Origin of the sequence: Pseudoalteromonas sp. NEC-BIFX-2020_002, from assembly GCF_013002825.1 — a bacterium.
Lineage (GTDB): Bacteria > Pseudomonadota > Gammaproteobacteria > Enterobacterales > Alteromonadaceae > Pseudoalteromonas > Pseudoalteromonas neustonica.
Map to the genome: position 1 here is coordinate 230,926 of NZ_JABEPJ010000001.1, position 16,416 is coordinate 247,341.

Sequence of the window (16,416 nt, forward strand, 5' to 3'; positions counted from 1 at the left end):
TGGTATCACCAGTACCAAAAGTAGGCGCTTGGAAGCGAAGGCCCTTGTAGAAGCTCAAAAACAAAAGGAATTAACATTGCGCTAGGCAATAACTACTTAGCTTCACAAGGTTTAGTGTCATTGAGAGATATTTGGATCAATATTCATTACGGGAGATGAACCGCCCATTGCACTTCCTGTTAATAACAAGCGCATGATGGGTGGTGTGGGGGCTGGAGGTTAGAGACCTCCGGCTACCCGATTAGGTTTAATGCGTCTGAGTAGAAATAAACTTAGCTGCATTAAAGAAAATATTTTTTCTTATGGTTTGATTTGATTCAATATCTTGAAAAAACAACTCCAGACTAAACTTAGATGTTGGATCAGGTGTTGTTGCTTCAAAAACAAGCAAATATTCAACCCAGCCCGGTTTCATACACTTTTCTTGTTGGTTTCTTAATCTATCTTTTACAATGTGAACAGTATCAAGTTTTAAAGCACTCCAATCTGTATAACTATAAACACAGGATGGCTCAGGATCCCGCCATTTAACTTCATTGACTTTTAAGCCGCCATTAAGGGTAGCTTTAAATGGTAAAAACTTTGTTGTATCTACTTGCCCCTTGACGCTAACGCTAATTTTAAAAGGTGTTCTACCAACAGACCCTTGAGCAGAACCATGTTGTTCTACTGGTATGAAAAACAATTCAAAGTGTCCGTCTGTTTGGATTGTATTATAGGGCGAAACCATTAATTCAAATTTGCCGAATTCCAACATATTTGACACATCATCGTCATAGTATGAATAAGTTTCATTGGGGTTAAACTTTGGCTCGGCTGTCATGCTTGGAACACTACCAATGTAATAACTGACGTTTGCACAACTAGTAAGTAAACAGCTAATAATTAAAAATTTGATGAGCTTCGCAATATTCACTTTAAACCTAACAATTTTATAGTGCGCGAAGGGCGGATATTTCTGCTCCGACCACACTCATATTTATACTTTATATAGTTTTAACAAATTAACTAAGATATTACTATCATTAAGTTTTCTAATATCTTTTAAACAAAGCTAAGTGGAATAATATACGCGCGTCGCTCATATCCTTGAATATGTGAGCAAACAATAGTTTGACCAATCAATTAATTATTACTCTTAGCCAATATCAATGACTATAATTTGCTCAAAGAGCTCCGTCAGCAGAACGTGTATAAAGTACAGTAGTTATCTGCGTTTTTTATGTGGAACAACTTATCTTTTTATTCACCAAAGAGAACACAAAGGCGCTTCGCGCTGCACAGAGTTAGAACATTAACTCTTGTATATTTCTCTGTGATCTCGGTGTGCTCTGTGGTTAAATTCTCTTGAACCTTGAACCTTGAACCTTGAACCTTGAACATAGCACCTAAAAGCACAGACGCGATATAAAATCGCTGCTACTGTTTCTTCAAAATCTTATCTTTAAAGTCGAGTACTTTACCTATGCCTGAGCCGAGTTTCATTAGGCTTTGCAGTTGTTCTGGGCTTAGGCGCTGTAATTCGGCTGACCATTTGGTGACTGTTTCTAGCAAGTCGTGAATTTCATGCATTTGTTGTTGAGCAAACTTTTCATCGTCATTGGTGGCAGGCTCAATAAGGTTATCTCTTAACAGGCTTAAAGTAGGATCTATTTCACGCTTTTTACGCTCTTCAAACACGCGATTTGCCATATCCCAAATAGTACCGGCAGGTGCGTAATATTCTTTACGGTCGCCGGGAATATGTTGAACTTTTATCAAGCGCCACGACTGTAACTCTTTAATACCCATACTGACATTACCACGAGAAATACTTAAGCCATCGGCTATCTCGTTAGCGGTCATTGGCTCTTTGGTAATAATTAAAAGCCCACACATTTGCCCAATGGTACGGTTAAAGCCCCAGCGGCTGCCCATTTCACCGCAGTGCATTACAAAAGCATAATTTTTATCCGATAACGTCATGGCTTTTCAAGTTTCAATAAATAATGAAACCAATGCTAGCACGATGAAATACGATAGCAAGATTTACCCTGTGCTTTAACGTCTGTTTTTTACTGCACGTAAAATTAGCTGGTTTACGAGTAAGTACGGTTTTGCGGTGTTATTTTAGAGCATTAATACCAAAGTTTGATATGGATTAATATTTACTCATCTATTGTGGGTTATGTTGTGCAATAAGTCATAACCAAATGAATGACAACATTTTCCTAACCAACCAAGGGATGAGCATGAAAGCAGCAATCAACAACGAATATAAAGGTAAATTAGAAATTGGCCAACTCCCTATTCCAAAAGTAGGCCCAAACGATGTGCTGGTTAAAATAGCAGCATGCGGTGTTTGCCATACGGATTTACACGCTTGCCACGGTGATTGGCCGGTAAAGCCAAAAATGCCATTGGTTCCAGGGCATGAAGGCGTGGGTGTTATTGAGCAAATGGGCAGTAACGTTACTCACTTAGAAATTGGTGATAGAGTGGGTGTACCTTGGCTTTATAGCGCGTGTGGCCACTGTGAATATTGTTTAGACGGTAGAGAGACATTGTGTTTGTCACAGCATAATACGGGCTACTCTATTGACGGCAGCTACGCAGAGTATTGTTTAGCCCACGGTGATTATGTTGTTAAAATTCCAAAAGAGCTTGGTTTCACAGAGGCTGCGCCATTATTTTGCGCCGGTGTAACAACGTATAAAGCACTAAAAGTCTCGGATGCAAAACCGGGTCAATGGGTTGCGATTGTGGGTGTTGGTGGGTTAGGGCATTTGGCTGTGCAATACGCTAAAGCGATGGGTTTTAATGTTATTGCTGTTGATACAGGTAAAGAAAAACTAGCCCTAGCAAAAGAGTTAGGTGCTGATATTACGCTTGATTTTAAAGATGTTGTGCCAAGCGAGGCAATCTTTGAGCAGGTCGGTGGAGCGCATGCCGTAATTTGTACTGCTGTTTCTAAACCTGGTTTTGAGCAAGCGTATAAAAGTGTACGTCGTGGTGGTAAATGTGTTTTGGTCGGTTTACCTCCTGACGATATGCCATTACCGATTTTTGATACTGTGCTTAATGGTGTTTCGGTTGTTGGTTCAATTGTTGGCACACGAAAGGACTTACAAGAGTGCTTAGAGTTTGCCGCTCAAGGCAAAGTAAAAGCAATTGTTCAAGAAAAACGCCTTGAAGATATTAATGAGATTTTTGATGATATGTTAAAAGGTGAAATTAATGGGCGTATCGTTGTAACAATCTGATTTTAAATTAGTAAACAAAAAGCGCACTCCCTTGTGCGCTTTTCTATTGTCATTAAATCTATAGCGTTTTATTGTCACTAAATCTGTAGCGTTTATTGTCACTAAATCTATAGAGTATAGCTAAATGTTAGTTTAGCACTACGTTCTTCACCCGGCATGCCGCCTAGGAACATGGCCTTTGAATAATAAGACTTATTAAATAGATTATTAACGTTTAGCTGTAATTGCCATTGCTGTGTTTTATAGCTTAACGCAGCATCATACACTGTGTAACTTGGTACATAGCCATCTGGGATACCAAATGATGTTGAGTTTGTACTTCTATCATCTACGTACTTAATTCCGCCACTTAGCTGAAGTGGTTCAGAAAGCTCAAACCATTGCGCGCTGTAGGTTACCCACGTACTTGCAGCTACGTGAGGCACACCTTTTTGACGTGTATCGTAATTTTTTGAATGTGGGTTTTTCTTATCTCGAGCATCTTGATACACACCATTGAAATTTATTTTCCATTGCTCATTGATATCGGCATTTAAATCAAACTCTATGCCGGTTGTTTGGTCTTTACCATCAAAAAAATCTTTTGGTACGTCAGGATCCGATACACCATCCTCGTAATCAGGGTTTGTATATTGTAGGTTTGTTCGTTCAGTATTAAAGATAACGAGTGATGCTAGCAATTGGTCGTCAAGTGCTTTAAAGCGAATGCCGAGATCAGAACTTAATGATTCAGAATCATCACGATCACCTTCATTTCCAAGTACAGTCCCAAGAACAGAATAGGCTGCTCGGCCTTTTGCATGATTAATGAATAATGCAATGTTATCTGTTGGTCTATAAGTTGCCCCTAGATTATACGTTATGCCTTTATTGTCAGTGCTTTGTTGCGGTGTTGGCTCTGAAGCACTGGCACGATAACGTGCATCAACTCCAAAGTGTTCATAGGTTTGTTTTATATTATTCATGGCAACCCCAGCACGGGTTGTAATTACGTCATTTATGTACGCAACATGCTGTATACCAACGCCCCAAGATTGTACTTTTTTGTTATAGTTACTAGTCATTAATGGATCATAATCAGCGAAGCTACCCGCTCCCCACTCAGGGCTACGAATGTCTAGGATATACGGCAAGCTTCCTTGATAGATTAAATCGCCTTGCTTATTTTTAATCATTTTATCAGCGTCGTAGATAGAATGCTGTGTTAAGCGGATATCTCTGTCTTCATAGTTGGCATTGACTAAAAATTCATTGTCGATATCGCCAAGTGCAAAGTCATAACGTAAATCGACAAAGTACTGTAAGGATTTTTCGTCAGCTTCTACTTGTCGATATTCTTGGCGTCGAGCAGCAAACGGGTAAAGTATGTCATCAATCACTAATGGAGCACGCGGATCTGCGTTAATTATATTTCTTCTATTCCAATATACATAATTATACGCGCCTGTTTGACGGGCAAAGCTGGTTGTGAAATTACGATACTGGAGTTGTTGATTTAAAAATAAATCGTCAGTTAAAAAATAGTTATGACTTAATTTAAAACGCAGTTCTTCACCTTCATTATCTTTTGCCATTGGTGAAATTATGCCGTTATGGCCAAACTTATAGGGTGTTAAGCCATCAGAGCCAGCAAGAGAGTCCGCTAGTTGTTGACGTTGAGCGTCAGATAATTGCAGCCCCGCAGATGTTGGGTGGTTTACTAAGTCATCTCCCGTTATTTGATCTGCTGTTTTGCCACCTACGGATTCAGCGTTGTAAATCCTAATAGGGTGCCCGATAGAATCAACAGCAAGTGCGTCTTTAATATAGGCCCCAGAAATTAAAAAGTCTTGTTGATCATTTAATACGTATTTAAGCGAGGCATAGATTTCATCACGGTCATCTTTTAAATCACGATACCCGTCGCTTCGCGCTGTTTTTATATTGATACGGTATGCAAGATCATCCGTTATTGCATTCGTACTATCAAACCCAAGTGAGTAAGTATCCCATTGACCAATTTCGGCAGTAATTGTGTGTTGCTCATCAAACTTTGGTTTTTTCTCAATAAGATTAATTACACCACCAGCGCTGCCCATACCATATAAACCTGTAGCAGGGCCTTTTAAAATTTCTACCGATTCTACGTTTGAAAGTGAGCGTGTAGGGTTAAATGTATTCCCTAACCCTGCACCGCCATACATGCCATCATAGGTATAATTTGCACCAAGGCCACGAATAACTAAATTATCGCCAATACCATAATTGTTACCTGCTTGTGTTGCGCCACTTATATTACGTGCTAAGTCTTGTAAATTATCAACGCCTTGTGAATTAATAAGGGCTAGATCAACGACAACGATTGGCGCAGGCGTTTCCATTAGTGACATGTCAGATTTTGTGGCTAACCCTGAATTTAAAATTACGCGATTTTGCTTTTCATACACAGTTATGTGCTCAAGATCTGCTTGTTCGGTTGCAAAAGCAGTATAGGATGATAAACAGGCTAACGAGATAAGTGAGAATTTAAACATTGTAATAATAAGTATCATTTTGAAATTTAAGGTAATGATAATGTTTGTTATTTGTATTACAAGGTAAAATTGCCATTCACTTAAAATTAGTTAAATGTGAAACAATCTTATTATTATTCGTTTCTTTGTGGTTTACATAGTAACAATTTATTCAACTAATAGAGGTGTAAGAAAATAAAAGTTCGAAATAAAGCGGGCCAACCATTGTGGTTAACCCATAATAATTAATAAACTGTGCCTGCTTTCATTACAAAGCTAACATTTTCAAGCAATGACACATCATTTAATGGGTTTCCTTTTACGGCAATTATATCTGCTGCAAAGCCCACTTTTAGTTGACCAAGCTGATCCTCAACCTTTAATAATTTTGCGCTATTGATTGTTGCAGACTGTATTGCTTGTAATGGGGTCATGCCAAATTCAACCATACGAGAAAACTGTTTTGCATTATCACCATGGGGGTAAATAGCAGCGTCTGTACCAAACACCATATTAACGCCAGCATCAACTGCGCGCCTAAAACTATCTCTTTGCCTTTTTGATACTTGACGCTCTTTTTCTAAGTTCTCTTGTGCAACACCATTTTGCTCACCATAAGTGAGCGTATATTCGGTGTTATAGATGTCCATTGAAAACCAAGTTCCGTGTTTTTTCGCGAGCTTAATTGCTTCATCGTCAACAAAGCTAACATGCTCAACACTATCTACACCTGCTTTGATTGCTGCTGTAATTCCACTAGTACCGTGCGCATGCGCTGCGACCGTTAAGCCTCGCATATGGGCTTCGTCCACAATTGCTGTCATCTCTTCAAGCGAGTATTGCTGAATACCGACTTTAGTGCCTTTAGAAAATACCCCACCAGTGGCACAAAACTTAATAGCATTTGCACCATATTTTATGTTTTCGCGTACTTTTGCTCGCACAGCCCACGGACCATCGGCAACACCTTCTGCCGTGTACTTCATCTCAGGCGGCAGGCGGTTATTATCACAATGACCACCAGTAACACCTAGCGATGGTCCTGCGGCCCAAATTCTTGGGCCAATAATGTCTCCTGCATTAATACCATCACGAACAGCAATAACACTGTAACCTTGTGCGCCGACATTACGCACGGTTGTAAAACCAGCGTTTAAGGTTTTTTTTGCAAAGTATGCAGCTTTAATTGCTTGGCGAGGGATTGATTGACCAATACGCTCACTACGAGGCACGGTAGGATCGCTGGTTAAATGCACATGCATATCCATTAATCCTGGCATAATTGTTAACTCAGGTAATTGAATATGTTCATCACCTTGTTGCAACGTAGGTAAGTTTCCCGTGCTGACTTGAGTAATTACGCCATTATCAATTTGAATGAGTGGCGTGCTAATTAGCTTGCCGTTATTAACGTCAAGCATGGCTTTAGCTGTAATGTAGGTTGTTGCTTCAGTGCTAAAAGCAGATAGGCAAAGTAGGCTCAAAGGGACGCTAAGTGATAATTTATTCATTAGTTTCTTCTGATTATGTATGAATTAATTTTTAAATGTAGCAAGGTCGATTTACATTGTATACTAAACACGCTAATTCATAGTTAATGGATTGATTAACATGCGAATAAATATCAGTTAGAGCATAATGCCTAATAAAACAGAATGGTAATCGTTTTTTACTCACAACGCGGGTTATTTATATTCAAGGATCTTCATGAAAAATTTTAAGTTAACAATGCTGGTAACGTGCGTTATAAGTGCATTATCAGGGTGTTCAAGTAGCAACAACACGGTGCAAATCACACCAAATGCGCCTAGTGCAACAACATCGCTTTCAGCACAGCAGTTAAATACATTAGTTGAGCAATATTTTGTAGAGTCACTTCAATTTAACCCATTAGGTGGTACTTTTATTGGTTATAACGAGTATAACAATCAATTTATAAATCCCATTTCTGAGCAACAACGCAATAAAATGCGCGCCTTTACTGAGGCCTATCAACAACGCTTAGTTGCGATAGACTCAAAACAGTTAACGGGTCAAGCGTTGCTTAGCTATCAAATATTGAAACGCGATTTAGCATTAAGTGTTGAAGGACAAGGCTTTCCAAGTTATTTGGTCCCAATTAATCAAATGTCGGGTGCGCATAATACGTTTGCGGGTTTTGGTTCTGCGCAAAGTGCTCAACCGTTTAATAATTATCAGGATTATGAAAATTTTATAAGCCGTGCAGATGGCTTCATAACGTGGTTAGACAGCGTTGAACAAGCGATGCAACAAGGCATACAGCAACGAATAGTGTTACCAAAACCGCTAGCAGAAAAATTATTGCCGCAGTTTAAAGCGCATGTGGTTAGCGACGTAAAAGAGTCATTATTTTATAGCCCCATTAAACAACTACCAGAACAGTTTACAGCGCAACAAAAACAACAACTGACTGAGCAATACAGTGCGCTTATTATGGATCGTTTAGTCCCTGCCTATAAAAGAATGAGTGACTTTTTAGCCAATACCTATATACCTCAAAGCCGCGATTCAGTGGGCTACAGTGACTTACCAAATGGTAAAGCGTGGTATGAATATCAAATCAAGAAAAATACAACATTAAGTTTATCTGCGGATGAAATTCACACGATAGGTCTACAAGAAGTCTCACGTATTCTTAGTGAGATGAAAGCTGTAAAAAATAAAGTTGGCTTTGAAGGAAGTTTAGCTGATTTTTTTACTCATTTACGTGAATCCGATGAGTTTTATTATGATACTCCAGAACAACTTATCGCAGCCTATGAAGCAGTAAAACTTAAAATAGATGCCCGTGTGCCGAGTTTATTTAATATTGCACCAAAGGCAGATTATATCGTTAAAGCTGTTGAAGATTTTCGTGCAGAATCAGCGGCAGGTGCGTCTTATCAATCACCGTCACCGGATGGTTCTCGACCGGGCATATTCTATATAAATACGTTTAATTTAAAAGCGCAGCCTAAGTTTTTACTTGAGACACTGTCTATCCATGAAGCGGCACCGGGGCATCACTTTCAAATTGCACTGCAACAGGAAGTTGAGTCGTTACCGCTATTTCGTAAATTTGGTGGCTACACTGTCTTTGCTGAAGGGTGGGCATTATACGCTGAGAGCCTAGGAAAAGAGCTTGGTTTATTTACCGATCCATACATGTGGTATGGCCGATTAGCTGACGAGCAATTACGCGCGATGCGTTTGGTCCTTGATACGGGTTTTCATGCTAAAGGCTGGACACGTCAACAAGGCATTGATTATATGCTAGAAAATTCATCTATGGCGTTAAGTGATGTGACCGCTGAGGTTGAACGGTATATTGCATGGCCAGGGCAGGCACTTTCATACAAGCTAGGGCAGTTTAAAATCCAAGAACTACGTGATTACAGTAAAAAACAACTAGGTAAACGCTTTGATATTAAAGAGTTCCACACACAAATATTAATAGATGGCGCGTTACCAATGCCAATTTTAGAAGCTAAAATAAAACGTTGGGTTGATTCACAACGCTAACGATATAAGCCGAAATAGCGCAAAGCTAATTGTGGCTTTGCGCGCGGTGCTCAATTACGTTAAAATGCGCGCCATTAGGGGCACTGAGTTATACCATGATTGAAAACCAATTTTGGCTTGAGAAATCACTTGAGCAAATGTCACAAAGTGAATGGGAAGCCATTTGCGATGGCTGTGGAAAATGCTGTTTGAATACGTTTATCGACAGCGAAGACGAAGATGATTTTACGGCGACAGATCAGCTACGCGAAGGTGAAGAGCTGATATTTACCAATATAGTTTGTCAATATTTGGATAACAAAACGTGCGGTTGCAGCGAATATGAGAACCGTCAAACACTCGTTCCTTCGTGTGTAAAATTAACCAAAGAAAATCTTAAAGATATTTTCTTTATGCCACAAAGCTGCAGTTATCGTCGCTTGCATGAAGGTCGCGGCCTTGCCTCATGGCACCCACTTAATAATAGGGGGAGTAAAAAACTTATGCATGAGCTTGGTATCTCTGTACGCGATAAAACAGTAAAAGACTGTGATGTTGAGCTTGATGATTTTGATTTATATGTAGCGCAGTGGCCTACCTTGGATTGTGATTAATGAGTGAAGTGCGTGCAACCATTGGTTTAATAAACCCAAAAAGCCCAACTAACGTTGGCGGTGTTTTACGCGCCGCAGGCTGCTATAGCGCTCAGCAAGTGTTTTTTACGGGCACTCGCTATTTAAAAGCCAAAAAATTTCATACAGATACTAAAAATGCGCTGGAACGAATACCACTCACCTCTGTTGAAGATTTAGCTCAAGCCAAGCCTTCAGGTGCTAAAGCTGTTGTTATTGAGTTGATTGAAGGCGCAACGCCTTTACCTGAGTTTATTCACCCTGAAAACGCTTTTTATATTTTTGGCCCTGAAGATGGTTCAATAAGTAAAGAGGTACTTAATTGGTGTGATGAGGTTGTATATATTCCAACAATTGGCTGCATGAATTTAGCGGCGACGTGTAATGTGGTGCTCTATGACAGGCAGGCAAAGCTCGGTGGAGTAGAAAGCTCTGATAAAACAATTATTGAGAGTCGCGATACGAATAATAAAATGAAATGGCAAAAATAATATAAACCTAGGGCGTGTTGACCTTTCGTGATTGATTTTGCAGCAGTATGTTTGGTATTTAGGCAAGGCAGAGCCTATGTCGTGTGGTTGTTCCCCATAAATAGGTGATAACGCAGTATAAATACCAAACATGCGCTGCCCAAAGGGTTCTTCCTAGGGGCTATTAACTCTTTGTTACCTACACGGATGTAGGTAAGGGGCGTGAGCAGGACGCGGAAGCTTTGCTCGATTTTTACTTAGCCCGCTAGGTTACAAACCTCGCGCCGCGATTAAATCGCCCCTAGGTTGAACAAATTTCAATCCACAAAGGTCAACACGCCCTAATAGAAGATTAAATAAAAGGGGCAATCAATGCCCCTTTTTATTTAATTAAAATTACTCTTTAGTAATTTTGATCTCTGAATTAACAACAATCCCTTCATCTTTTATATCCGTAGCAAAGTAGACAGACATGGTTTGATTTTTTAACTGATCAAGTTGTTCAGGGAGCACTTGTCCTGTCATTTTAAATACGTTGATGACCGGCGTCATTAATGAATTAAGATCAACTGCGGTATTTAAAAATCCATTTTTTTCAAGCGCTTGCTCTGATAATGTATTTGCAATAGTCGCTGACTTTTCACCAGTGAATAAAACAAGATGTTTCCCTTTTTTAGCTAATTTAATATCAAGGCCAGCAGGTAAAGGATAAGGAATTGCAGTATTGATACTAACAGCATCTCCGTTCTCTGGTATTTCAATATCTGCTAATGCAGGTAAAAACCCTTTAGCAGTAAAAAGTAAATTATCAGGATCTGATGCTGAAAGTGTGATTAGTGCATCGAAAGCTTTTAGTTGTGGCTGCTGATTTGCATCAGCTTCTAAAACAAGATCTTGAACACTTAAGCTCACACCTTGAATACCATTGGCCATAGCGGTCATCATTGATAGTGCAGCTAAATTTGTGTCTTGCGTTTGTTGTTGTAAGTCAACAAGAGGGGCACATTCGAATTCAGCTTTTTTAAATGCACTTGAAAGTATATTAATAAGCGGTGGAATTTTTGAAATATCCGCGCCATAAGCAAAGCTTAGCATTTGGCCGTCAAGTTGTGTTGTATGTTCAGGCACAAAACCACGAACAGATTTTAATGTCTTAATAATATCAGTCGCTGTGCTTTGTAAAATAGCGTCCGCTTTAAAGTGAGCATCGGAGTTTGTTACTTGTATGTACGTGCTACCTGTTACTGATGCCGGCCAATAACTAACAAGGTTGGTAATGTCATTTTGACACTGCGGTGTTCTTGCAATGTCAAAAGCTTGAGGGTTGCCTAATTGTTGCAGCAGTTCATCAAGCATGTCACCTAAACGTGATGGTGTTTTGGCGGTAATAGCATTGGCAATTTCAACATGATCTATATAAGCAACTGAGTGGCCATCGAATGAATATTTAGCAATGTAATTATTAAGCTTATTGGTTTGTGTTAGCGATTTACTTGGTTTATCAATTGCTAACGCAAGGCGTAAATCGTCAGAGGTATTGAGTTTTGTATCAAACGTAATTGTGGCCCACTTGTCTTTAACTGACACAATTAGGTTTATCGTAATATCATCTTCAAATACTAAAGGATACGTAGTGTAGTCAACTCCTTCGATGGTTTTCGTTGTAAAGTTAATCCCTGCTTTATCCGCGGAGCTATTTATTGTATTAAATAATGCAGTTTCATCATCTAATTGATAGCGCAACACGGGCATTAAGCCAATTGTATAGGCCAAGCCTTTATAGTCGTCTGCGAATCCCCAAGCTGCTTTTAGAGCATCATAAGAGCTCAGAGATGCTTGGTATTGTGTAAGAAGCGATGCTAAAAACTGTGCGTTTTTATTATTGTTCGTTGTTAAATTTTCGATTAACGGTGTTAAATCGTCTGCACCTTTCATTTGCTCTGGGAGTAAGTCAAAGTATTTACTGTATGGAAAAGGCTTTAACTGACCGTAAAATAAAGGGGTGTCAGCAGGGACGTAATCAAGCTGTGCAAGTTCAATTGAGGCTGATGAAGTTTCAGTTTGTGTATAGATTAATACCCCAGCCGCAACAGCAATTGCACAACCCGTAAGTAATTTTGCATTCATTAATAAATTCCTTTTTGCACTACGAAAGTACGTTTTTTGGTGTTTGTTATCAAGACGATAGCATAAAAGTATCTTTGCAGGCTAGGCGAAACTATTTGAGTTTGGTTTCAGGATTACATTTAATCGTATTTTAATTTACGAACAGTGGGTTGGGTATCTTCAATTAGTGTTGAAAAGCGTGTGCGTTGATACACACGCTGTAAGGTTTTAGTTATTGTTGGGGTAGATCGGCTGCGGTTGGTAATGAGGAAAATGCACCATATTTACTGACTGCAAATGCGCCGGCACTGGCAGCAAAGCTCACGGCATTGGTGATATTTGATTGTTCAGCGCAAAGTAGTTTAAATGCTTTTTTATTTACACATTTAATGCCTATTTGCGATAGGAACCCGCCAATGAATGCATCGCCAGCTGCTGTGGTGTCGACAACTTTCGTTTTAGGTGGCATAACCTGGCCGCGATATGTGCTGTGGCAATAGTGAATTGGTGCACCGCCATCAGTTATAAGCAGGCAGGTTACACCTGCTTCAAGTACGGCAGAAATAGTATGTTCGAGATCATGATCTTTGTGGCTATTTTTATTTAAAAATTCAAGTTCTTCTTTTGATAATTTAACAATGTCGCAAAGAGAAATAACATGCCAAATTCGTTCAACAGTATAGCGTAAGCTTGGCCATAAATTTTCCCGTAAGTTCATATCAAAACTACAAATAGCCCCCGCTTTTTTAGCCTGTGTTAAGCCATATATGGTGGTTTGATATATATTATGCTCAGTTAGACTATTACTACACACATGAAATAACGCGTGCTCTGTAAACATGGCAGAATTAAAGTCGTCTACTTTAAATAACAAATCAGCCGCTGGTGGGCGATAAAAGCTAAAGCTACGTTCAGCGTGCTCATCAAGAGATACAAAAGCCAGCGCTGTTTTGGCTTTGTTAGTAAATTTACAATACTGCGTATTTACACCTAAGCTTGTAAATTGTTGCTCTAGAAACTCACCAAACATATCTTGACCTAGCATGCCACAAAAGCTACTTTTTAAACCAAGTTTAGCTGCGGCAACAGCAACATTTGCAGGTGCTCCGCCTGCATATTTAGTAAATGATTCAGGGTTTTTCCCATCAGACAAAAAATCGATTAATGCTTCACCAAAACACACTAAACTCATGCTTCACCACCTTTTGCTAATTTGAACGCACGTAACACTTCATAGCATGCTCCCATTGTATGGTAATCTGTTTTACCGGCTGGGGATTTTTCGTCATTGTATGCTTTATTGTCGTTGGTTAAAATTCGATACCAAGCTCCATGGGTATGATCAACCATGTGCTGCCAACTGTATTGCCAAATTTTATCATACCAGTGCCAGTATTTTTCATTACCAGTTGCCTGCGCGAGCAGTGCGGCAGCTGCAAATGATTCAGCTTGTACCCAAAAGTATTTATCACCATCACAAATACTGCCATCTGGAGCAAAGCCATAGCATATACCACCATAGGTGTTATCCCATGCATGCTCCATTGCGGTATTAAAAAGGTGCTCGGCACGTTCTATAAGCCATGCCTGTGGTTTGTGTCGATTTAAAATTAATAGCAACTTTGACCATTCGGTTTGATGGCCGGGTTGAAATCCCCACGGGCGAAACAGGTGTTTAGGATCATCTAAATTGTATTGCCAATCAATTTGCCACTGGCTATTGTAATGCTCCCAAACGAGTCCATTTTCTCTGCTGGCATTTTTTATTGTAAAAGTAAGGGCGAGTGTTTCTGCACGGTTTAAGTATTGTTTGTCTTGCGTTGCTTCGTAACACATTAGCAGCGCTTCGCATAAATGCATGTTAGCATTTTGACCTCGGTACTCATCCACAATAGAAAAGTCACCGTTAATTTCATCTAAATAGGCATTATATTTAGACTGATAGTATTTGCTTTCGAGCAATTGCCATACACGCTCAATGGTGTGTTTACACTCACTAAAACCAGCTTTTAATGCTACTGCGTTTGCCAATAGTACAAACGCAAGCCCATAGCAATGGTTTGTATCATCAACAATATGCAGATCTTTGTTGTCGTCGCTTTTTATTAACCAAGCATAGCCACCAGAGGATTGTTTATGTGCATTTTCTAGGTGGTCTAGACCATGTTGTATTAATGGTAAATAACGCTCGTCGGCGAATTCTAAATAAGCCATTGCATAGTTAAATACAAAACGCGTACTAGAGACTAGATGACGTGTCTGTCTATCATAAATGGTGCCATCGTCTTTATAGAAGTGGTAAAAGCCACCCTGATCTTGTTTATCAACACAATGTGGGTGATAAAAATTTAAGGTTGTTTTGATATGTTCTTGTAAAAAATCACAGCTTTGGAAATTAGCCAACATCTATATCCACTTCAAGTTAATTAAATTAGTTAAATAACTATACCATTAAATAAAAAATATGGAACGATCCAAATAAAAGTTTGTGATCTTCTTGTTGCAGTGTGTAGAATCAGAGATAACTTGTTAATGGAGTGAAAATCACGTGAGTGAAATAAATACAAATCAAAACTTTGCCACCAATGAACCGCAGTCAAATAAAAATTACCTGCTGCCATTGACGGCAATGACAACCCTATTTTTTCTTTGGGGTTTTATTACCGTTCTTAATGACGTATTAATCCCACGATTAAAAGGGGTATTCGATTTAAGTTACACTGAAGCGATGCTGGTACAATTTTGTTTCTTTGGCGCTTACTTTATTGTGTCTTTACCTGCGGGTATGTTGGTTAATAAATTTGGCTATAAAAAAGGAGTATTAACGGGGCTGATAGTTGCCTCTGCGGGTTGTATGTTGTTCTACCCAGCGGTTGTTGTTCATGAATATTGGTTATTTTTAACCGCCTTGTTTGTTCTTGCTGGTGGTATTACTGTTTTACAGGTATCAGCAAACCCTTATGTTGCAGCTTTAGGGCCTGACAAAACAGCATCATCGCGTTTGAACTTAGCCCAAGCGCTTAACTCTCTTGGAACCACAATTGGTCCATGGGTTGGCGGAATTTTGTTTTTTGGCGCAGCGGGCTCATTAACTGTCAATGCAGCGTCAGCTGAATCTGTAAAAGTCCCTTACCTTATGCTTGCAGCGGCATTAATGACAATTGCCGTTGTTTTTGCTTTTTTAAAATTACCAGAAATTAAATCACATAAAGAAGATTTTAACTGCAAAGCAAAAGATCATTCTTTAACACAAGCGCCACATTTGATTATGGGTGTCGTGGCTATTTTTTGTTATGTCGGGGCTGAGGTCGCGATTGGTAGCTTTTTGGTTAACTTTTTTGGCGAAGCACACATAGCTGGGCTTGAAGAGCATGATGCAGCTAAACTCATTGCCTACTATTGGGGCGGTGCGATGGTGGGACGTTTTATTGGTTCTGCTTTATTACAAAAAATAGCGCCATCTAAAGCGTTACTTTTCAATGCGTGTGCAGTAATCGCATTGTTGTTAGTGACGGTATTCACTGAGGGGAATATTGCGTTGTATGCCGTGCTTGCCATTGGTTTATTTAACTCAATTATGTTCCCTACAATATTTTCAGTTGCTATCGAGGGGCTGGGCTCACTAACGAGCAAAGGCTCTGGCTGGTTATGCTTAGCGATTGTTGGTGGTGCGCTTATCCCATTATTACAAGGTGTTATTGCTGATGTTGTAAACATACAAATTAGCTTTTTGGTTCCTGCAATCTGCTATGTATTTATCGCTTGGTATGGCATGAATGTTGTTAGATTAAGTAATGTATGGCAACAAAAAATTAGTTAAAATTGTATAAAATGATTTAAAAAATGCATTTACACGCTGTGTAAGTGCATTTTTTATTACCTGAAAAAAGTACTTCCTTTCATCAATCGCAATTATTTTACAAATTTACCTATTTTCTATTGAATACGTATTCAATAGCGCGTTATTATAAAC

12 protein-coding genes are annotated in these 16,416 nt (G+C 39.3%); 5 read left to right on the forward strand and 7 right to left on the reverse strand.

Features of this window, described 5'->3' with window-relative positions:
- Nucleotides 1–247: 247 nt before the first annotated feature.
- A complete protein-coding gene (locus tag HJP15_RS01030; RefSeq protein ID WP_170172853.1) occupies nt 248–916 on the reverse strand; it encodes a hypothetical protein in 669 nt (222 codons plus the stop codon).
- A 503-nt stretch (nt 917–1,419) separates the two neighbouring features.
- Nucleotides 1,420–1,965: a GbsR/MarR family transcriptional regulator gene (locus HJP15_RS01035; RefSeq protein WP_054203728.1), complete on the reverse strand. Its 546-nt coding sequence runs from the start codon at nt 1,963–1,965 to the stop codon at nt 1,420–1,422.
- Between the two features lie 266 nt (nt 1,966–2,231).
- Here HJP15_RS01035 and adhP point away from each other — a divergent pair, with 266 nt between their 5' ends.
- Nucleotides 2,232–3,242, forward strand: a complete 1,011-nt coding sequence (gene adhP / locus HJP15_RS01040; RefSeq protein ID WP_064435574.1) for an alcohol dehydrogenase AdhP — start codon at nt 2,232–2,234, stop codon at nt 3,240–3,242.
- A gap of 107 nt (nt 3,243–3,349) precedes the next feature.
- Here the strand turns inward: adhP and HJP15_RS01045 are convergent, their stop codons facing one another.
- Complete coding sequence (locus tag HJP15_RS01045) at nt 3,350–5,761, reverse strand: TonB-dependent receptor plug domain-containing protein (RefSeq protein ID WP_170172977.1); 2,412 nt, start codon at nt 5,759–5,761, stop codon at nt 3,350–3,352.
- Between the two features lie 218 nt (nt 5,762–5,979).
- Nucleotides 5,980–7,245 carry a Xaa-Pro dipeptidase gene (locus tag HJP15_RS01050; protein ID WP_170172854.1) on the reverse strand — a complete coding sequence of 422 codons (1,266 nt, stop codon included), beginning with the start codon at nt 7,243–7,245 and terminating at the stop codon, nt 5,980–5,982.
- A gap of 196 nt (nt 7,246–7,441) precedes the next feature.
- Here HJP15_RS01050 and HJP15_RS01055 point away from each other — a divergent pair, with 196 nt between their 5' ends.
- From HJP15_RS01055 to HJP15_RS01065, 3 genes are all read left to right on the forward strand, one after another.
- Nucleotides 7,442–9,256, forward strand: coding sequence for a DUF885 domain-containing protein (locus tag HJP15_RS01055; protein WP_170172855.1), 1,815 nt, complete (start codon nt 7,442–7,444; stop codon nt 9,254–9,256).
- 95 nt (nt 9,257–9,351) lie between these two features.
- Nucleotides 9,352–9,849, forward strand: coding sequence for a YcgN family cysteine cluster protein (locus HJP15_RS01060; RefSeq protein WP_054203723.1), 498 nt, complete (start codon nt 9,352–9,354; stop codon nt 9,847–9,849).
- Entirely contained in the window at nt 9,849–10,358 is a 510-nt protein-coding gene (locus HJP15_RS01065; protein ID WP_170172856.1) for an RNA methyltransferase, read from the forward strand. Before HJP15_RS01060 ends, HJP15_RS01065 begins: the two co-directional genes overlap by 1 nt.
- A 375-nt stretch (nt 10,359–10,733) precedes the next feature.
- Here HJP15_RS01065 and HJP15_RS01070 read toward each other — a convergent pair whose 3' ends face one another.
- The 3 genes from HJP15_RS01070 to HJP15_RS01080 form a co-directional block, all read right to left on the reverse strand.
- On the reverse strand, nt 10,734–12,464 hold the full coding sequence (locus HJP15_RS01070) for a hypothetical protein (RefSeq protein ID WP_170172857.1): 1,731 nt from the start codon (nt 12,462–12,464) through the stop codon (nt 10,734–10,736).
- A gap of 211 nt (nt 12,465–12,675) precedes the next feature.
- On the reverse strand, nt 12,676–13,635 hold the full coding sequence (locus HJP15_RS01075) for a carbohydrate kinase family protein (protein ID WP_054203720.1): 960 nt from the start codon (nt 13,633–13,635) through the stop codon (nt 12,676–12,678).
- Nucleotides 13,632–14,849, reverse strand: a complete 1,218-nt coding sequence (locus tag HJP15_RS01080) for an AGE family epimerase/isomerase (protein ID WP_170172858.1) — start codon at nt 14,847–14,849, stop codon at nt 13,632–13,634. The genes HJP15_RS01075 and HJP15_RS01080 overlap by 4 nt, the downstream gene beginning before the upstream one ends.
- A gap of 142 nt (nt 14,850–14,991) precedes the next feature.
- On the opposite strand from HJP15_RS01080, the gene HJP15_RS01085 reads away from it, so the two are divergent.
- The gene (locus HJP15_RS01085; protein WP_054203718.1) at nt 14,992–16,263 is read left to right on the forward strand and encodes a sugar MFS transporter; all 1,272 of its coding nucleotides are present in this window, start codon (nt 14,992–14,994) and stop codon (nt 16,261–16,263) included.
- Nucleotides 16,264–16,416 lie beyond the last annotated feature (153 nt).